Origin of the sequence: Streptomyces sp. B21-083, assembly GCF_036898825.1 — a bacterium.
Classification (GTDB): domain Bacteria; phylum Actinomycetota; class Actinomycetes; order Streptomycetales; family Streptomycetaceae; genus Streptomyces.
This window is the reverse complement of record NZ_JARUND010000002.1, coordinates 3,937,813-3,957,025: the sequence shown is the minus strand read 5'-3', so window position 1 is coordinate 3,957,025 and position 19,213 is coordinate 3,937,813. Positions and strand designations below refer to the sequence as shown.

Annotated in this window: 14 protein-coding genes; 6 read left to right on the top strand and 8 right to left on the bottom strand. The window is 69.6% G+C overall.

Going from position 1 to position 19,213, the window contains the following annotated elements:
* Window positions 1-21 precede the first annotated feature (21 nt).
* Both QA861_RS41665 and coaA read right to left on the bottom strand, forming a co-directional pair.
* Window positions 22-960: a DUF389 domain-containing protein gene (locus QA861_RS41665; protein ID WP_334594111.1), complete on the bottom strand. Its 939-nt coding sequence runs from the start codon at window positions 958-960 to the stop codon at window positions 22-24.
* Between the two features lie 49 nt (window positions 961-1,009).
* Window positions 1,010-1,978: a type I pantothenate kinase gene (coaA, locus tag QA861_RS41660; RefSeq protein WP_334594109.1), complete on the bottom strand. Its 969-nt coding sequence runs from the start codon at window positions 1,976-1,978 to the stop codon at window positions 1,010-1,012.
* 219 nt (window positions 1,979-2,197) lie between these two features.
* Between coaA and QA861_RS41655 the strand changes: the two genes are divergently transcribed.
* On the top strand, window positions 2,198-2,968 hold the full coding sequence (locus QA861_RS41655; RefSeq protein ID WP_334594108.1) for a hypothetical protein: 771 nt from the start codon (window positions 2,198-2,200) through the stop codon (window positions 2,966-2,968).
* 113 nt (window positions 2,969-3,081) lie between these two features.
* Window positions 3,082-4,929, top strand: coding sequence for a glutamine--fructose-6-phosphate transaminase (isomerizing) (gene glmS / locus QA861_RS41650; protein ID WP_334594107.1), 1,848 nt, complete (start codon window positions 3,082-3,084; stop codon window positions 4,927-4,929).
* Between the two features lie 45 nt (window positions 4,930-4,974).
* Here the strand turns inward: glmS and QA861_RS41645 are convergent, their stop codons facing one another.
* The 6 genes from QA861_RS41645 to QA861_RS41620 all read right to left on the bottom strand — a co-directional run bounded on the left by QA861_RS41645 (window position 4,975) and on the right by QA861_RS41620 (window position 13,094).
* Window positions 4,975-5,988 (bottom strand): LacI family DNA-binding transcriptional regulator, encoded by a 1,014-nt coding sequence (locus QA861_RS41645; RefSeq protein ID WP_334595018.1) that lies wholly within the window; start codon window positions 5,986-5,988, stop codon window positions 4,975-4,977.
* Window positions 5,988-8,321, bottom strand: a complete 2,334-nt coding sequence (yicI, locus tag QA861_RS41640; RefSeq protein ID WP_334594105.1) for an alpha-xylosidase — start codon at window positions 8,319-8,321, stop codon at window positions 5,988-5,990. Before yicI ends, QA861_RS41645 begins: the two co-directional genes overlap by 1 nt.
* Window positions 8,322-8,356: 35 nt before the next feature.
* Entirely contained in the window at window positions 8,357-9,181 is an 825-nt protein-coding gene (locus tag QA861_RS41635) for a carbohydrate ABC transporter permease (protein WP_334594104.1), read from the bottom strand.
* On the bottom strand, window positions 9,178-10,167 hold the full coding sequence (locus QA861_RS41630; RefSeq protein ID WP_334594103.1) for a carbohydrate ABC transporter permease: 990 nt from the start codon (window positions 10,165-10,167) through the stop codon (window positions 9,178-9,180). Before QA861_RS41630 ends, QA861_RS41635 begins: the two co-directional genes overlap by 4 nt.
* The gene (locus QA861_RS41625) at window positions 10,164-11,465 is read right to left on the bottom strand and encodes an extracellular solute-binding protein (protein ID WP_334594102.1); all 1,302 of its coding nucleotides are present in this window, start codon (window positions 11,463-11,465) and stop codon (window positions 10,164-10,166) included. Before QA861_RS41625 ends, QA861_RS41630 begins: the two co-directional genes overlap by 4 nt.
* A 201-nt stretch (window positions 11,466-11,666) precedes the next feature.
* Window positions 11,667-13,094, bottom strand: coding sequence for an MFS transporter (locus tag QA861_RS41620; RefSeq protein ID WP_334594101.1), 1,428 nt, complete (start codon window positions 13,092-13,094; stop codon window positions 11,667-11,669).
* Between the two features lie 83 nt (window positions 13,095-13,177).
* Here QA861_RS41620 and QA861_RS41615 point away from each other — a divergent pair, with 83 nt between their 5' ends.
* The 4 genes from QA861_RS41615 (at window position 13,178) to QA861_RS41600 (ending at window position 19,189) form a co-directional block, all read left to right on the top strand.
* Complete coding sequence (locus QA861_RS41615; RefSeq protein ID WP_334594100.1) at window positions 13,178-14,149, top strand: LysR family transcriptional regulator; 972 nt, start codon at window positions 13,178-13,180, stop codon at window positions 14,147-14,149.
* Between the two features lie 530 nt (window positions 14,150-14,679).
* Window positions 14,680-15,396: a hypothetical protein gene (locus tag QA861_RS41610; protein ID WP_334594099.1), complete on the top strand. Its 717-nt coding sequence runs from the start codon at window positions 14,680-14,682 to the stop codon at window positions 15,394-15,396.
* A gap of 344 nt (window positions 15,397-15,740) precedes the next feature.
* Entirely contained in the window at window positions 15,741-17,939 is a 2,199-nt protein-coding gene (locus QA861_RS41605; RefSeq protein WP_334594098.1) for a bifunctional polysaccharide deacetylase/glycosyltransferase family 2 protein, read from the top strand.
* Window positions 17,936-19,189, top strand: a complete 1,254-nt coding sequence (locus QA861_RS41600) for an acyltransferase family protein (protein WP_334594096.1) — start codon at window positions 17,936-17,938, stop codon at window positions 19,187-19,189. Before QA861_RS41605 ends, QA861_RS41600 begins: the two co-directional genes overlap by 4 nt.
* The last annotated feature ends 24 nt before the right edge of the window (window positions 19,190-19,213 follow it).

Below are 19,213 nucleotides of genomic sequence, written 5' to 3'. Positions count from 1 at the left end.
CGCCCCTATAGGCGCCCAGGTTCAAGAAGTTCGGGCTGGTTTTCTCTGGGTGCTCCACAGCCATTTCTGGGCCAGGAGGGTGAGGGTGGCCGCCAGGATGATGCCCAGGAGGTTCAGGAGGAGCTGTTTCGTGGAGCCCCAGGTCTGGCCCATGTCGCCGTAACTCAGTGCCACGGCGGCGTTGGCCGCGGCCGGGATGGTGGTCACGGAGATGGCCACCCCCACCAAGGCGCCGGACTTCGCCGAGGTCAGAGAGAGCGTGCCGGCGATGCCCGCGAGGGCCGCCACGACGAACGAGAACCAGTCGGGGGCATAGACGAAGCCGGTGTTGGGGCGCTTCGCTTCCAGTTTCGCCTCGGTGAACAGGCCGACGGCGTCCATGAAGACGCTGAAACCGACCGTCACCGCCATCGCCGCCGCGAAGCCCACCAGCAGGGCGATCAGTGAGCGGGCCGCCAGTCTCGGGCGGCGTTGTACGAGGGCTGTGCTCAGGCCGGCCAGGGGGCCGAACTCCGGGCCCACCGCCATCGCGCCCACGATCAGGATCGCGTTGTCGAGGACCACACCGCAGGCCGCGATCATCGTGGCGAGCGTGATGAACGAGACGTACGTGATCGAGAGGGTCGACTCCTCGTGTGTCGCCTCCGCGAGGTGCTCCCACAGGACCGCGTCCGCGCCCTCGCCGGGCGCGTCCTTCTCCGCCTTGTCGGCGCGCTGGGAGAGCGACAGGTCGATGTTCTCCACGGCGATCGAGCCGGTCGAGTCGAGGCCCAGTTTCCGTAGTCCGGCGATGAGTTCGTCGCCCGCCTCCCGGGCCACGTCACACATCACGACGTCCCCGGCGGGGTTGCGGGCGGCGCCGGGGAGGACGACGAGGTGGGTGGTGCCGACCGTCTTCTCGATCAGGCGGACCACGTCGTCGGTGCTGCCGGCCGGGGTGATGAGGCGTAGGTGGAGCATGGGGGCAGGGTAACCGGGGCGTGTGTCGCGAGGGTTGTCGCGGGGCTCGCTAGAGCTTGCGCAGGCTGAGGCGTTGCACCTTGTGGTCCGGGCCCTTGCGGATGATGAGGGTGGCGCGACCCCGGGTGGGGGCCACGTTCTCCAGGAGGTTCACCTTGTTGATGGTGCGCCAGGTGGTACGCGCGTAGTCGAGGGCCTCCTCCTCGGACACCTGGGTGTACTTGCGGAAGTACGAGGACGGCTTCTGGAACGCCGTCTCGCGCAGGCGGCGGAAGCGGTTGAGGTACCAGCGCTCGATGTCCTCGGGGCGGGCGTCGACGTACACGCTGAAGTCGAAGTAGTCGGCGAGGCCGACGCGGGTGCGGCCGTCGCTGCCGGGGAGGGCGGGCTGGAGGACGTTCAGGCCTTCGACGATCAGGATGTCGGGGCGGCGGACCGTGAGCTTCTCGCCGGGGACGATGTCGTAGATGAGGTGGGAGTAGACGGGGGCCGTGACCTCGTCCTTGCCCGCCTTGATGTCCGCGACGAAGCGGGTGAGGGCCCGGCGGTCGTACGACTCGGGGAAGCCCTTGCGGGACATCAGGCCACGGGAGGTCAGCTCTTCGGTCGGGAGCAGGAAGCCGTCGGTGGTCACCAGTTCCACGCGCGGGTGTTCGGGCCAGCGGGAGAGCAGCGCCTGGAGGAGACGGGCGACGGTCGACTTGCCTACGGCTACCGAGCCGGCCACCCCTATGACGAACGGGGTGCCGGTCTGGGTGCCCTGTTCGCCGAGGAAGGTGTTCAGGGCGCCTCTCAGGCCGTCCGTGGCGCCGATATAGAGGTTGAGGAGGCGGGACAGCGGGAGGTAGATGTCCCGCACCTCGTCGAGGTCGATGACATCGCCCAGACCGCGCAGCTTCTCGACCTCCTCGGCGGTGAGGGGGAGCGGCGTCTTGTCGCGCAGCGCACTCCACTCGGTACGGGTGAGATCGACGTAGGGAGTCGCCTCCGGCCGCTGCCGGTGGGCGCTCCGGGGCATCGGGGAGACCGGAGAGATCACAGTCCATTGTTACGGGAGTGTGGACGGGGTGGGGGGTGGGGTGCGTCACGCCGGGGCGGGCGGGGCGGGGTGGGGCAGGGCGCGTCATGTCACGAGTGGGTTTCGAATGCAGGTTCGATGATCTTTCTGTGGATCCCGTCAGTAAAGTGCGCGTAAAGCACATCTCCCGAAACGCCCAAAGAGAAAGAGCTTTCTCCCTTGAGGACCACCGTAGTTCGCCGTACCGCCCTCGCTGCCTCCGCCGCGGCTCTCGCTCTTCTCGTCACCGCCTGCGGCGACTCGTCCGGCGACGACGTCAAGAACGGCGACAGCGCGACCGCCCAGGCCGACAAGTCCGCCGCCAAGGCGCTCACCGCCGCCGAGTTGGCGAAGGTCGCCCTGGTGCAGGCGGACGTCAAGAGCGGGACGCTCACCGAGAAGGTGCCGGTGAAGGACGACATCGCGCAGGAGAAGGTGACGACGAAGGACGCGGCGTGCGCCCCGCTGGCGTACCTCCAGTCGGCCACGTACGTCGGCAAGCCGGCGGCCGTGGTGAAGCGGACCTGGAAGGGTGACGCCGCGAAGCCCGCCGCCGGGGCGAGCGACGAGAACCAGTTCCTCGCCAAGCTGGATGTCGCGCAGGCCGTCATCACGCTGGCCTCCTACGAGGACGGCGGCGCCGAGCAGGCCATGAAGGACCTGAACACCTCTGCCGAGAAGTGCGCCGCCGGGTTCTCCTACACCGTGACCGGCACCAAGAGCGATGCCCTCAAGGTGACCAAGACCCCGGCGCCCGAGGGAGCGGACGAGGCGCTCGCCCTGACCGTGACCGTGGACGCCGGTCTGAAGGCGCCGATGAAGGCCGTCGTCGTCCGCAAGGGCACCACCGTCGCCTACGTCCCCGCCGTCAACTTCGCCTCGGCCTCCACCGGCAAGGACTACGCCTTCCCCACGGAGATCATCGACGCGCAGCTGGCCAAGCTCGACTGAGGATCTCGCTGTCGGACCCGTTCCCGCCCGGGGCTTCGTGCCCCCGGCGGGAATTGCCCATTTCGGGCACGAAGTGCCGGGTTCGGGCCGCCTCGGCGCCTAGGCTGCCGCGCATGTGCGGAATCGTGGGTTATGTGGGGTCTCAGTCGGCTCTCGATGTCGTGATGGCCGGGCTGAAGCGGCTGGAGTACCGGGGATACGACTCGGCCGGGGTGGCTGTGCTGGCCGATGGCGGGCTGGCCGGGGCCAAGAAGGCCGGGAAGCTCGTCAACCTGGAGAAGGAACTCGCCGAGCGGCCGTTGCCGGCCGGGGGTACGGCGGTCGGGCACACCCGGTGGGCCACCCACGGCGGGCCGACCGACGTCAACGCGCATCCGCATCTCGACAACGCCGGGCGCGTCGCCGTCGTCCACAACGGGATCATCGAGAACTTCGCCTGTCTGCGCGCGGAGCTGGCCGAGCGGGGGCACGAACTCGCCTCCGAGACCGACACCGAGGTCGTCGCCCATCTGCTCGCCGAGGAGTACTCGTCCTGCGGCGATCTGGCCGAGGCCATGCGGCTCGTCTGCCGGCGGCTGGAGGGCGCGTTCACGCTGGTCGCGGTGCACGCCGACGAGCCGGACGTGGTGGTCGGGGCGCGGCGGAACTCGCCGCTGGTGGTGGGCGTCGGAGAGGGCGAGGCCTTTCTCGCCTCGGACGTCGCCGCGTTCATCGCCCACACGCGGTCGGCGATCGAGCTGGGTCAGGACCAGGTCGTGGAGCTGCGCCGGGACGGGGTCACGGTGACGGGCTTCGACGGCGGTCCGGGGGACGCGCGGTCCTATCACGTCGACTGGGATGTGTCGGCGGCGGAAAAGGGGGGCTATGACTACTTCATGCTCAAGGAGATCGCCGAGCAGCCCAAGGCTGTCGCCGACACCCTGCTGGGCCGTATCGACGCGGCCGGTTCACTGACGCTCGACGAGGTGCGGATTCCCGCCGGTGCGCTGCGGGAGGTCGAGAAGGTCGTCGTCGTCGCCTGCGGTACGGCCTTCCACGCCGGGCTGATCGCCAAGTACGCCATCGAGCACTGGACGCGTGTCCCGTGCGAGGTGGAGCTGGCGAGCGAGTTCCGGTACCGGGATCCGATTCTCGACGCGCGGACCCTCGTCATCGCCATCTCCCAGTCCGGCGAGACCATGGACACCCTGATGGCGCTGCGGCACGCACGTGAGCAGGGTGCCAGGGTGCTGGCCATCTGCAACACCAACGGCTCGACGATCCCGCGCGAGTCGGACGCGGTGCTGTACACGCACGCGGGGCCCGAGGTCGCCGTCGCGTCCACCAAGGCGTTCCTCACGCAGCTGGTGGCCTGTTATCTGGTCGCCCTGTATCTGGGGCAGGTACGCGGCACGAAGTGGGGCGACGAGATCCGGGCCGTCGTGCGGGACCTGGCGGACATCTCCGGTGCGGTCGAGCGGGTGCTGGAGACCATGGAGCCCGTGCGTGAGCTGGCGCGTTCGCTCGCCGACAAGAACACGGTGCTGTTCCTCGGGCGGCACGTCGGGTATCCGGTGGCGCTGGAGGGTGCGCTCAAGCTGAAGGAACTCGCCTACATGCACGCCGAGGGCTTCGCCGCGGGCGAGTTGAAGCACGGGCCCATCGCGTTGATCGAGGAGGACGTGCCGGTCGTCGTGGTCGTTCCCTCGGCGCGTGGCCGGTCCGTCCTCCACGACAAGATCGTCTCCAACATCCAGGAGATCCGGGCCCGGGGTGCGCGGACCATCGTCATCGCGGAGGAGGGGGACGAGACCGTGGTGCCGTACGCGGACCATCTGATCCGCGTTCCGGCCACACCGACCCTGCTCCAGCCGCTCGTCGCCACGGTGCCGTTGCAGGTCTTCGCCTGTGAGCTGGCCACGGCCCGGGGCAACGAGGTGGACCAGCCCCGGAACCTGGCGAAGTCGGTGACGGTGGAGTAGAGGCAGAGGCAGAGGCAGAGGTAGACGCAGAGGCAGGAGGAGGGTTCAGGGTGCCGTCCGTGCCACCGTGCTCGCGCGTTCCGTCAGGCGGGGTGGCAGGAGGGTCGCCTCCGGGGCGTGGCCCGTGCCGTTCAGCTTCTTCATCAGCAGCTCCACGGCCCGCGCCCCGACCTCTGCCGACGGGATGGCGACCGAGGTGACCGGCACGGGCAGGCTCTCGGCCAGGTCGTCCGGGCAGATCGCGGTGACGGAGAGGTCGCCGGGGACCCGTAGGCCGAGGTGTTCGAAGGCGTCGATCAGGGGTTCCAGGATCGCCTCGTTGTGGACGACTACCCCCGTCAACGCCGGTTGCTCGCGCAGGAGTTGTTCCGCGACCACCCTCGCCGCCGCCGGGGTCGCCTCGCAGGGGTGGACCGAGGACGACAGTCCGCCCCGGTCCGCCGCCGCCGTGAACCCCTGGACCACGCGCTGGGCGAACGCGGTCCGGCGTACGTACACCTCGGGCGGTGAGCCGACCAGGGCGATGACCCGGTGGCCGAGCGCCGCCAGGCGCTCCACGCACAGCTCGCCCGCCGCCTTGAAGTCCAGGTCGATACAGGTCAGGCCGGCCGGCTCGGAGGGGAAGCCGATCAGGACCGACGGCAGGTCCAGTGTGCGCAGCAACGGCAGCCGGGGGTCGTGCAGTTGGACGTCCATCACGATCAGCGCGTCCACGAGGGCCGTGTCCGCCACCCGGCGCAGACCGTCCTCGCCCTCCTCCTGGGTGAGGAGCAGGACGTCGTGGTCGTGGCTGCGCGCCGCCGTGACCACCGACACCGCGAACCGCATCGCGACCGGGACATGGATGCCGGTCCGCAACGGGATCACCAGTGCCAGTACGTTCGAGCGGCTGCTCGCCAGCGCCCTCGCGCCCGCGTGGGGGCGGTAGCCGAGTTCGTGGATGGAGCGTTCGATGCGCTGCCGGGTCTCCTCGGAGATCGGGCGCTTGCCGCTGAGGGCGTACGACACCGTGCTCGGGGAGACCCCGGCGTGCCGTGCCACATCGGTGATCTTCACCATCATTCGCCTCCCGATTCGTCCGGCCCCGACCTGCCCGGCCCCGGTGCCGTCGACCCCGGTGCGGACGAGCCCGGTTCGCGCGGTCCCAGTTCCACCGTCAGGAAGCCGGTGCCCGCCTGAGCCCGTACCTCACGTCTGCCCGCCGACAGTCCCCACGGCACCGACGGATCGCCGCACGAGGCCCTTAGGGTGTCGCCCTCGCGGACCACCGTGAACGTCATGTCCCCTACCGGGACGGTCACTTGGGCGCCGCGCTCCAGGCCGTACGCGTGCAGCGTGACCCCGTCGGCGTACGCGTAGTCCGGACGGTCGTCCACCGCGCCGACCGGGATCACCGACCCGGGACGCACCAGCAGCGGCACGCTGTCGAAGCCGTGGCGTTCCCGTACCCAGCGGGGGCCGGTCACCGTGCGGCCGGTCAGGAAGTGGGTCCACTCGCCCTCGGGGACGTAGTACGAGACATCGCCCTCGTCGCTGAACACCGGAGCGACCAGCAGGTCGGGGCCGAGCATGAACTGCCGTTCCAGGTGCGCGCATCCGGGGTCGTCCGGGAACTCCAGGACCATAGCCCGCATCATCGGGACGCCCTCGGTGTGGGCGGTGCGGGCAGCCTCGTACAGATACGGCATGAGGCGGAGCTTCAGCCGGGTGAACAGCCGCAGTACGTCCACGGCCTCCTCGTCGAACAGCCACGGCACCCGGTAGGACGAACTGCCGTGCAGGCGACTGTGGGAGGAGAGGAGCCCGAACGCTGTCCAGCGTTTGAACAGGGCCGGGCTCGGGGTGCCCTCGAAGCCGCCGATGTCGTGGCTCCAGTAGCCGAAGCCGGAGAGCCCGAGGGAGAGTCCGCCGCGCAGTGACTCCGCCATCGACTCGTAGGTCGCCTCGCAGTCGCCGCCCCAGTGGACCGGGAACTGCTGGCTGCCGGCCGTCGCCGACCGCGCGAACACGACGGCCTCGCCCTCGCCGCGGTGCTTGCGCAGCACGTCGAAGACGGTCCTGTTGTAGAGGTACGTGTAGTAGTTGTGCATCCGCTCCGGGTCCGAACCGTCGGCGTACTCCACGTCCAGCGGGACGCGTTCGCCGAAGTCGGTCTTGAAGCAGTCGACGCCCTGCGCGAGCAGCGCCTCGAGTTTCGACGCGTACCAGTCGCGGGCGGCCGGGCTGGTGAAGTCGACCAGCGCCATGCCCGGCTGCCACAGGTCCCACTGCCACACGCTGCCGTCCGGTCGGCGCAGGAGGTGGCCGAGTGCCTTGCCCTCCGCGAAGAGCGGCGACCGCTGGGCGATGTACGGGTTGATCCAGACGCTGATGTGCAGGCCCTTGGCCTTCAGCCGCTGGAGCATGGCTTCGGGGTCGGGGAACACCCGCGGGTCCCACTGGAAGTCGCACCAGTTGAACTCGCGCATCCAGAAGCAGTCGAAGTGGAAGACGGAGAGCGGCAGTTCGCGTTCCCGCATGCCCTCGATGAACGACGTCACTGTCTCCTCGTCGTAGGAGGTGGTGAAGGAGGTGGACAGCCACAGGCCGAACGACCACGGCGGCGGGAGCGCCGGGCGGCCGGTCAGAGCCGTGTACTTGCGGAGGATGTCCTTGGGGGTCGGGCCGTGGATGACGTAGTACGTCAACTCCTGTGTCTCGGCGCTGAACTGCACCCGGGACACCGCCTCCGAGCCGACCTCGAAGGACACCCGGCCGGGGTGGTCGACGAAGACTCCGTAGCCCGCGTCCGTGAGGTAGAACGGGACGTTCTTGTAGGCCTGTTCGGTCGCCGTGCCGCCGTCGGCGTTCCATATGTCGACGACCTGGCCGTTCTTGACCAGCGGGCCGAAGCGCTCGCCGAGGCCGTACACGCTCGTCCCCACTCCCAGTCCCAGTTGCTCGCGCAGATAGTGGGCGCCGGTCTTCGCGTCCCGCATGATGCCCATGCCCTTGGGGCCGCTGCTGGTGAGGACTCGGCCGTGGGCGAGGAAGTCGACGGTCCAGGGGCCGGTGCGGCTGACCCGGAGGGAGAGGGTGCCGGATGTCAGGGTGGCGTGCTCCTCGTCGTACTCCGTGTGAGCCGTCAAGTCCTCTCTCCGCAGCTCGAACTGGGGGCTCTGCGGCTGCTCGCCCTCGAAGTGCGTGAACGTGACGCCGATGACGTCGGGCATAGGGGCGTGGGCGCTGATCGTCACGACCGGTCCCTTCAGCAGGTCGCCGCGGCGGCGGATGGGATGGGTCGGCGCGTGGATGTCCAACGTGCCGTCGGTGTCCGTCACATCGAGAGCCACGACGGGATGGGCGGCGGTGACGCCCTCGCGCAGCAGCCAGTAGCCGTCGGTGAACTTCACGCGCATACCCCTTACTTGGCTTATGACCTGGCCTGTTACTTGACGGCACCCACGGCTATACCGCGAGTGAGCGTTCGCTGGAAGACAAGGAAGAAGACGAGGGCCGGCAACACGCCCAGCAGGGCAGCCGCGTTGGTCATCGTGGCGTCCATCAGGCGCTGGCCCTGGAGGACACCGAGGGCCACCGACACCGTCTGGTTGTCGTTGGAGATCAGCATCACCAGGGGGAGCAGGAACTCGTTCCAGGTCCAGATGAAGAAGAAGACGAGGAGCACCCCGAGGGTGGGGCGGCTGACCGGGACGACGATCCGCCACAGCACCTGCCACTTGTTCGCGCCGTCGATCCGCGCGGCCTCGATGATCTCCCGGGGGAACTGGCCCAGTACCGAGGAGAGGAGATACGTACCGAAGGCCGCCTGGATCACCGTGAAGACGATGATGACGCTCAACCGGGTGTCGTACAGGCCGACTTCCTTGCTCAGGTAGTACACCGGGTAGACCAGCGCCTCCTGCGGCAGCATGTTCGCGAGGACGAAGAAGGCCAGCACCCAGGTGCGGCCCCTGACCCGGCCGATACCGATCGCGTACGCGTTCAGCACGGACAGGGCGACCGCGAGGACGGCCACCGAGCCGCTGATCAGCGCCGAGTTGAGAAGCTTCTGCCCGAAGTCGACCCGCTCCCAGAAGTCCTTGACGCCGTCCAGGTAGAGGCCTTCGGGGAGGCTGAGAGGGCCGTTCGCGGAGTACTCGGCGGGCGACTTCACCGCGTTGACGGCGACGAACACGAACGGCACGACCATGAACAGGGCGGCGAGGACGAGGGCGATGAGCACCGGATAGCGGCGCAGGGCGGTCCTCATGTCCGTACCCCTGTCGGTGAGTCCTCGGCGTCCTCGGCCCGGGTCTGGAGCTTCAGGCCGATGAGCGAGACGGCGAGGATGATCACCGTCAGGACGGTGGAGACGGCGGCGCCGTAGCCGACCTGGGTCTTCTCGAAGAACGTGGTGAAGGAGAAGTAGGACGGCACGTTGGTCGCGCCACCCGGGCCGCCCTTCGTCAGGACGTACACCGCGCCGAACACCTTCAGCGCGGCGATCGTGCACCAGGTGAGGACGACGTAGATCTCGGGGCGGATCTGGGCCAGCGTGATGTGCCGGAAGCGGCGCCACCAGCCGGCGCCGTCCAGTTCGGCGGCCTCGTAGAGCTGCGGGTCGACGCGTTGCAGGCCCGCCATGAAGACGACCAGCGGGAAGCCGAGCTGCACCCAGACCATCACGCCCATCACGCTGTAGAGCGCGATGTCCGGGTCGCCGAGCCAGTCCTGCTGCCAGGAACCCAGCCCGACGGCCTTCAGTAGCTCGTTCAGCGAGCCGTTGTCGGGCGCGAGGATCCAGCTCCAGACGATGCCGGCGACCGCGATCGGCAGCACCTGGGGGAGGTAGAAGCAGGCGCGGAGCACGGCCGCCCAGCGACTCCCGAAGTGCTTGCCGACGTAGTCGAACAGGGCGGCAGCCAGGACGAGTCCGACCGCGGTGGGTACGGCCGCCATCGCCACCACCATGAACAGGCTGTGCCGGAACGAAGCCCAGAACTCCGAATCGTCCATCAGCTCGCGGTAGTTGGCGAGCCCCGACCACTCCGGGGAGCCCACGCCCCGCCAGTCGGTGAAGCTCACCCCGGTGTTCATCAGGAACGGCACGACGATCACGGCGAGGAAGGCGAGCGCGCCGGGGAGGAGGAAGAGGGCGTACGAGTCCCGGTGGTGGCGTGAAGCCCCTTTCCGGTGAGGGGAGTTGGCGGACCGGCCGCGCCTCCGCCCGCCGGCCGGTTCGACGGTGACCGTCATGTCTTCGGTACGCCCTTGTCGTACGCCTCCTGCAACGAGTCGAGGACCGCGTCCGGTTGGGCGCTGCCCGTGATCAGCTTCTGGGCCTCGGAGACGAGGACGTCGTAGAAGCCGGGCACCGGCCAGTCGGGGTAGAAGGCGAGTCCGTCCCGGTCGGAGAGGGTGTTGAAGTCGGCGATGAGCGACTTGGCCTGCGGGTCGGTGATGGCGGCCGGGTCGGCGGCCACCGGGACTCCGCCCTTGTTGCCGAGCAGGTTCTGGATCTTCTTCGACATGGTGATGTCGATGAAGTCGTAGGCGAGTTCCTTGTTCTTCGCGCCCTTGGGGACGACCCACAGGTTGCCGCCGGACCCGAGGGTGAGGCCGCTGCCGGGCCACAGGAACGTGCCCCAGTCGAACTTCGCCTCGCTCTTGAAGCGGCCGTACCACCAGCTGCCGGAGAACAGGATCGGGCTCTTGCCCTGGATGAAGGAGACGCCGGCGTCCTCCGCCTTCAGCCCGCTGGAGTTCTTGCCGAAGTACCCCTTCTTCACCCAGTCGGCGAAGGTCTCGGCGCCGTAGGTCCAGGCGGGGTCATGGAAGTCCGTCTTCCCCTTGTACAGCTCGTACTTGTCGACCCAGGCGCGGTCCGCCTTCGACAGGGCGAGTTGGTACAGGTACTGCTGGGCAGGGTATTCGGCGCCCGCGCTCGCCAGCGGGGTGATGCCCTCGGCCACGAACTTGTCCATGGCGGCGGTGAGTTCGTCGAACGAGGTCGGCACGGCGATGTCGTGCTGCTTGAAGAGTTCCTTGTTGTAGAACACCATCGTGTACTCGGCGTAGTTGGGCACGCCGTACCAACTGCCGGAACCCATCACGCCGTTGGTGTCGTACTGGCTGGTGGTGCGGACACCGGCGCTGAGCTTCTTGTCCCAGCCGCGCTTGGTCACCTCGGCGCTCAGGTCGGTGAGCAGACCCTGCGTGGAGAGCAGGCCGGCCGTCGCGTTGCCCTTGTTGTACTCCATCAGGTCGGGCGCGTCGGAGGAGTTGAGGACCATCGGGGCGGTCTTCTGGATCTGTTCGAAGCCCTTCTCCTCGACCTTCACCGTGACGCCCGGATGCGTCGCCTTGAACTCCTCGACGGCCGCCTTCCATGCCACGCCCATCGCGCTGTCAGGGCCCTCGTAGTGCCAGAGGCGTAGGGTCTTCCCGTCGCCCGATCCGCTGTCGGAGTTGCCGCAGGAGGCCGTCAGCAGCGCCCCTACCAGGGTCGCTGCCGCTATCGCCATGCACCTGCCATGCCATCTTGCCGTGAACATCCTCTGCCTCCAGGGGAGTCGGATGGATCTCGGTCACCCGTAACGCAGGGGTCGTCGAACTGATTCGACGCGGGTCGTCGAAGCGCTTCGACGGGCGAAGGTATGTGTGGCGTGTGAACGAGTCAATGGGGCGCGCGTGAATTGGTGTGTGGTGGGGCGGGGTGGGGTGGGGGCTGGGCGGGCTGTGAGGGCGTTGGGGGCTCAGCTCGGGCGAGTGCTGAGGCCCCGACTCGTGTGAGTACCGGGGCTCCGGTTCGTGCGGGTGAGCAGGGACAGCAAGAGGGCGCTCGTGGCCGCCGTGAGCGGGACGCCGTATGCCGCTGTGGGCGAGACGTGTTCCGCCGCCCAGCCGCCGGCTGCCGAACCGCAGGCTATGCCGCCGAGGAGGCCTGTCACCGCGAGGGTCATGCCCTCGTTCAGGCGGCCCTCGGGGGTGCGGCTCTGGACCAGGGTCATGTTCGTGATCATGGTGGGCGCGGTAGCTGTCCCGGCCACGAGCAGCGCGCCCGCGAGGACGAGGAGCGAGCCGGTCAGGGCTGCGGCGAGCAGGGGCAGTGTCATCAGTGCCGTCATCGCGGCCAGGCACCAGGGGTGGCGTCGCTCGGCGGGCCCGGTCGGCCGCAGCGCCCCGTACAGCAGACCGGCCGCGCACGATCCGGCCGCCTGGAGGGCGAGGACCGCACCGGCAGCGGCCCGGTGTCCCCGCTCGTCGGCGAAGGCGATCGTGACGACCTCCATCGACCCGAACACGGCGCCCGTGGCCAGGCATACGGCGAGCAGCGGGCGCATCCCGGGGGCGCGCAGCGGGGACGTGGCCCGCTTGTGAAGCCCTTCGGCGCGGGGCCGGACGGGCGGCTCGGTCGATCGCTGGGCGGCGAAGAGGAGCACCCCGGTCATCATCAGGACCGCCCCGACCAGCGTGCCTGCCTCCGGGAACAACGCCCCGCACAGAAAGGCCGCGAGGACCGGGCCGAGCATGAAGCAGAGTTCGTCGGCGGCCTGTTCGAAGGAGTTGGCGGTGTGCAGGGCTTCCTCGTCGCCGTCCAGGAGATGGGCCCAGCGGGCGCGTGACATGCCGCCGGTGTTGGGGGTCGTGGCGGTGGCGGCGTAGGCGGCGAAGAGGGTCCAGTCGGGGGCGCCGTAGTGCGCGCAGAGCAGCAGCGCGAGGGAGCCGAGGGCGGCAAGTGCCGTGGCTGGTACGGCGATTCGGGCCTGGCCGTACCGGTCGACGAGCCGTGCGGTCCAGGGTGCGACCACGCCCGTCGCGGCGAGCCCGGTCGCGGTGACGGCTCCGGCCAGGGCGTACGAGCCGCGCGACCCGGCGATCATGATGACCGCGCTCACGCTGAACATGCCCATGGGGAGCCGGGCGATCAGGTTCCCGGCGGTGAAGGCACGGGCGCCGGGGACGGCGAAGAGGCGGCGGTAGGGGCCGGGCGGACGGTGGCCGTCCGTCGTACGGGTACGGCCGCGCGGGCCGAAGTCGGCGATCACCAGGGTGTCCTGGGTGACGGCGGGGAGGGGCCGGGGGAGTGGTCGGGAGCGGGGCCGGGAGTGCGGGCGGCACCATAGCGATGGCGATGGCGATGGCGATGGCGACGGCGACGGCGATGGAGGTGGCTGCGGCATGCGTCCACCGTCGCCCTGTGGCGATCTCGGGGTCCAACACCTGATCCCCGGCGATTGACGCACTCTCGTTGTAGGTTCGCCGGATGTCTGCACCGAAGCACCTCGACCCCCGCCTCCTGCGCGGCTTCGTCGCCGTGGCCGAAGAGCTGCACTTCACCCGGGCCGCCGCCCGCCTCTACGTGGCGCAGCAGGCGCTCAGCCGCGACATCCGGCGCCTGGAACGGGAGTTGGGCGGCGAAATCTTCGTACGGTCGACCCGGCGAGTGACCCTGTCGGCCGAGGGTGAGCGGCTGCTGCCGTACGCCCGGCGGGTGTTGGCGGCCCACGACGAACTGCTCGCCGCTTTCGGGGAGATACGGCCGCTGCTGGTGGACTTGAACTCGCCGGGGCTCTCGACCGGCCGGCGGGTGCTGCACCGGGCGCGTGAACTCGCCCCGGAGTGCGAGCTGATGGCCCGGTTCGAGAGCGGACTCGCCTTCGCGGCGGGCGAGTTGCTCGCTGGTCGGCTCGACGCGTCGTTCGGACGGTTCGCGGGCCTGGACCCGGGGGTGCGGGCGGGACTGGACCAACAGCTCGTGCGCTACGAGCCGATGGCGGTCGTCCTGCCCTGCGACCACCGGCTGGCCGCGCTGCCCGAGGTGCCGTTGGCAGCGCTGGCGGGGGAGAGCGTGTACGCCGGTGCGGGCAATCCCCGGACCCCGGAGTGGACCGATCTCGCATGTCAGCTGTTCGAGGGGCGCGGCATCGGGATCGCGCCGCCCGCGCCACTCGCTGTAGGCGACGAGGAGTTCCAGCGGGTCATGGCCAAGACGCGGGCCCCGGTCCTCGCCGTGGTGGATTTCCCGGCGCTGCCCGGGACGGTGGTGCGACCGCTGGTCGATCCCGTGCCGCTGTCCCCCGTGTCGCTGGTGTGGCGAAGGGGCCTGACGCACCCGGGAGTTAACGCTCTGCGACTGGCCGCGGCCCAGCTCACGGGGGAGGAGGGGTGGTTGCGGAGGCCTGTCGGTGGGTGGATTCCGGCCAGGGACATCGACATCATTTCGGTTCACAAGTGACACATGGCAAACACGGGTCCTCCATGTGCGCTACATTCGAGGCCCGGATGCAGTGTGATAAATGGGGCGCTCGGGTCGGATGGGGGTCCGATTCGAACATCGGTAGTACGAAAATCCGGAAATCGTACACGCGCCCGAAAGGCTCCCGTGGGGGGATGTACGTGCGTGTGAAGAAGTGGCGTGAAGACGCCCAACCGAATCGGTCCGACGCCGAAGGCGTGACCGTGTCAGGAACCCAGCAGCTACCCGGAGTTACCCCAGGCGGCACCGGTCCTGTGCCCCGGCAGAGAAACGCCGGAGCACCGGTGCACGGCGGGCGATCCGGAGGCAGAGGCGCGCACGCCCAGTCGCGCTCAAGCGGAACGGGAGCGCCTGGATCAACCGCGCCGACCGCGCCGACCGGATCGACTGGATCGACCGGGCCGAGCGGGTGGACCGGATCAGCCGGATCGACCGGATCACCCGGAACGTTCCCCAGTAGTCCGTGGGAGAACGCGGCGGAGTTCGGTCACAGCCATGACCCGTACGAGGTGACGGTCCAGCTCGACGGGGTGGGCCGCCAGGTGGATGAACTCCTCGTAGGCCAGGTCAAGGAGGGCGCGGACGCCGGCGGCGGTGACGGCCCCGTCTTCGTCGACGAGACCGGACGCCGCAGCCGCCGATACCGCCGGATCGGCATCGTCGTCGGCACCGCGTGCGCCGTGTACGCCGTAGTCATCGTCGCCACCCTCCTCTCCGGCAACTCGGACGCGCCCTGGCTGCCGGTACCGGGCCAGCAGGACGAGCAGCCGGCGGGCAAGGTCGACACCTCGCCGCTGCCCGCCGAGTCGGTGCTGCCTTCGGACTCGGCCGGGGTCACATCGGCCCCGGGGGCGTCGGTGAGCGCGGGGGTCACTCCGTCGAAGGGGGCTGCCGTCGCCGTCCCGGCGGACGCCTCGGCCAGCGCCTCGAAGAACCCGGGTCCGTCCGTCTCGGCCAGACCATCGGCCAGCGTCGGCAAGCCCGCCCCGGGAACCAGCACGCCCGGTCCGGACCCCGAGCCGTCCGTGTCGGTGTCCAGCACACCGGCGCCGAGCCCGTCGGAGAGCGTCGCTCCCTCGCCCGACCCGTCTCCGACCCCGACCGGTGACGGTGGCACGGTCGCCGGCGGTCCGAGCGACCCGACCCCGATCGCCGAGGGCTCGGCCGAACCGAGTGCCACCGGCGCCCCGGTCTCCCCGCCGACGTCGCCCGGCCTGACGGCGTGACGGCCTACCGGCGTGACGGCCTACCGGCGTGACGGCCTACCGGCGTGACGGCCTACCGGCGTGACGGCCTACCGGCCTACCGGCGTGACGGCCTACCGGCGTGACGGCCTGACGTCGTAACGGCGTAGAGCCACCCGAGACACCTCGCGGCGCCGGCTTTCTGCCGGCCCGCTCATCCCGGTCCCGCTCGTCCCGCTCGTCGCGCTCGTCCTGCTGATCGCGCTCGACGTGCTCCTGACCCGCTCGGCCCGCTCCCGAACCGCTAGTCCCGCTCAGCAGAACATCCGGCGACTCCACTCCGTCGACCCTGTTCTGATCTCCTCGTCCCCGGAGAACAACCTCTGATGGCATCCCGCACCCGCCGCCACGGCGCCCCGAACGGCGCCGGGGGCGCCGCCCGGCGCCGACGGCTGCCCATGCGCCTGCTGCTTCCCTCGCTCATCCTGCTCGCCATGATGGCGATGCTGATGCTGCGCGGGTACGTGCACAGCGAAATACTCGCCGACCACCGCATCCAGCCCGAGGCCTCCGCGGACCGGGTGCCGGAGAAGATCCTGGAGGGCGGCCCGGTCATCGACACCAGAAGCGGCCAGACCACCAGCCTCCGGCTGCCCGACCACCGGCTCGTCCTCACGTTCGACGACGGCCCGGACCCCAAGTGGACCCCCAAGGTCCTGGACGTCCTCAAGAAGCACCACGCCCACGCCGTCTTCTTCGTCACCGGCACCATGGCCTCGCGCTACCCGGAGCTCGTACGACGCATGGTGGACGAGGGCCATGAGGTCGGGCTGCACACCTTCAACCACCCCGACCTCTCCTTCCAGTCGAAGGCCAGGATCGACTGGGAGCTGTCCCAGAACCAGCTGGCGCTCGCCGGTGCGGCGGGCATCCGTACGTCTCTGTTCCGGCCGCCGTACTCCTCCTCCGCCGACGCCATGGACAACAAGTCGTGGCCGGTCACGCAGTACATCGGCAAGCGCGGCTACATCACCGTCGTCAACGACACGGACAGCGAGGACTGGCGCAAGCCGGGCGTCGACGCGATCATCCGCGAGGCCACCCCCAAGGGCGGCAAGGGCGCGATCGTCCTCATGCACGACTCCGGCGGCGACCGCCACCAGACCGTCGAGGCCCTCGACCGCTTCCTGCCCGAGATGAAGGAGCGGGGGTACACGTTCCAGAACCTCACCGAGGCCCTCGACGCGCCCAGCGCGCACACCCCGGTCGCCGGCGTCGAACTGGCGAAGGGCAGGGCGTGGACGTTCCTGGTCCAGGCCTCCGACGACATCACCGACGTGCTGGTCGTCTGCCTCGCGGTCATCGGCGTCCTGGTGTTCAGCCGCTTCGGCCTGATGCTGCTGCTCTCCGTCCTGCACGCCCGCCGCACCCGGCGCCCCGACTTCAGCTGGGGTTCGCCGATCACCGAACCGGTGTCGGTGCTCGTCCCGGCGTACAACGAGGCCAAGTGCATCGAAGCCACCGTGCGTTCACTGATGCGGAGCGAGCATCCGATCGAGGTGATCGTCATCGACGACGGGTCGAGCGACGGCACGGCCCGCATCGTCGAGGACATGGGCCTGCCGAACGTACGCGTCGTGCGCCAGCTCAACGCGGGCAAGCCCGCCGCCCTCAACAGGGGTGTGGCGAACGCCCGTTACGACCTGATCGTGATGATGGACGGCGACACCGTCTTCGAGCCCGGCACGGTCCGCGAACTCGTCCAGCCCTTCGGTGACGCGCGCGTGGGCGCCGTCGCCGGCAACGCCAAGGTCGGCAACAAGGACTCCATGATCGGCGCCTGGCAGCACATCGAGTACGTGATGGGCTTCAACCTGGACCGCCGTATGTACGACGTCCTGGGCTGTATGCCGACGATCCCCGGCGCGGTCGGCGCGTTCCGTCGCTCCGCCCTGAAGCGGGTCGGCGGGATGAGCGACGACACGCTCGCCGAGGACACCGACATCACGATGGCCCTGCACCGCGACGGCTGGAAGGTCGTGTACGCGGAGAACGCCCGCGCCTGGACCGAGGCCCCGGAATCCGTCCAGCAGCTGTGGTCCCAGCGCTACCGCTGGTCGTACGGCACCATGCAGGCGATCTGGAAGCACCGCCGCTCGGTGATCGAACGGGGTCCGTCGGGCCGCTTCGGCCGCGTCGGCCTGCCCTTCGTGTCGCTGTTCATGGTGGTGGCGCCGCTCCTCGCTCCCCTGATCGACGTGTTCCTGCTCTACGGGCTGGTGTTCGGCCCGACCGAGAGGACCGTCCTCGCCTGGCTCGGCGTCCTGGCCATCCAACTGGTCTGCGCGGCCTACGCGTTCCGTCTCGACCGCGAGAAGATGACCCACCTGATCTCGCTGCCCCTGCAACAGGTCCTCTACCGCCAGCTCATGTACGTCGTGCTGCTGCAGTCCTGGATCACCGCGCTCACCGGCGGCCGGCTGCGCTGGCAGAAACTCCGGCGCACCGGAGTCGTCGGCTCTGCGCCGGACGCCGTACCGGCCGCCCGGACGAGCGCCGGCGGCGACAGGAGGCCCGTGGCATGACCCAGCGACCTACGGCCGGCACGACACCGGCCGACCCGACGACCACACCCCCGTACGGCGTTCCGCGGCAGCCGGCCGCCGACGAGCCGCCCGCCCCGCCCAAGGCGGCGAAACCGGGCCGGGACCGCTACCTCGACCTGCTCCGCAGCATCGCGCTGGTCCGGGTCGTGGTGTACCACCTGTTCGGCTGGGCATGGCTGACCGTGCTGTTCCCGTCCATGGGCGTGATGTTCGCGCTCGCCGGCTCCCTGATGGCCCGTTCCCTGAAGCGCCCGGCGCTCGGGGTGATCCGGGGCCGGATCCGGCGCCTGCTGCCCCCGCTGTGGGCGTTCAGCGCGCTGGCGCTGACGCTGATGTTCCTGGGCGGCTGGGACCTGGGCAAGGATCCCGACCACAGCGGCACCTGGGGCCTGGTCGAACTCCTCAACTACGTCATCCCGATCGGCGCCCCGCCCTACCCCTGGAGCATCGGCTCCAAGTCCGGGCTCCTGGAGAACACCTGGGCGGTCCAGGCCGCGGGCCCGCTCTGGTATCTGCGGGCCTACCTGTGGTTCGTGTTCGCCTCGCCGCTGCTGCTGTGGGCGTTCCGCCGGGTCCCGTGGGTGACGCTGCTCGCCCCACTGGTCCTGACAGCGGTCGTCGGCACCGGCCTGGTGGCGATCCCCGGTGAGACGGGCAACGCGGTGACCGACTTCGCGGTGTACGGCGGCTGCTGGGTACTGGGCTTCGCCCACCACGAGGGCCTGCTGAAGAAGATCCCGCGCTATGTCGCCGTGTCCTGCTCGGCCCTTCTCATGGCCTTCGGCATCTGGTGGGCCTCGGGTCACCAGGGCCCCGACGGCTGGGACCTGAACGACATTCCGCTGGCCCAGGCGACCTGGTCGTTCGGGTTCGTGGTGATCCTGCTCCAGTACTCCCCGTCGTGGCAGGAACTGCCGGGCCGCCTGGCCAGGTGGGACAGGCTGATCACCCTCTCCAACAACCGAGCGGTCACGATCTATCTCTGGCACAACTTCCTGATCATGGCCACGGTTCCCCTGATCGACCGCCTCTACGACCTCCCCTTCATGTCCGACGGCATGGCGTCCGCGCTGGACACGACGTACAACCTCTGGATGTTCGTCCTGGTCTGGCCCCTGATCGGCCTCACGATCCTGGCACTGGGCTGGATCGAGGACGTCGCCGCGAAACGAAGCCCACAGCTGTGGCCGGACGGGGCGAAGCGCGGGGGCGGACGACGCCGGGGGTGAGAGACGGTGAGCGGCGCGGCCCGG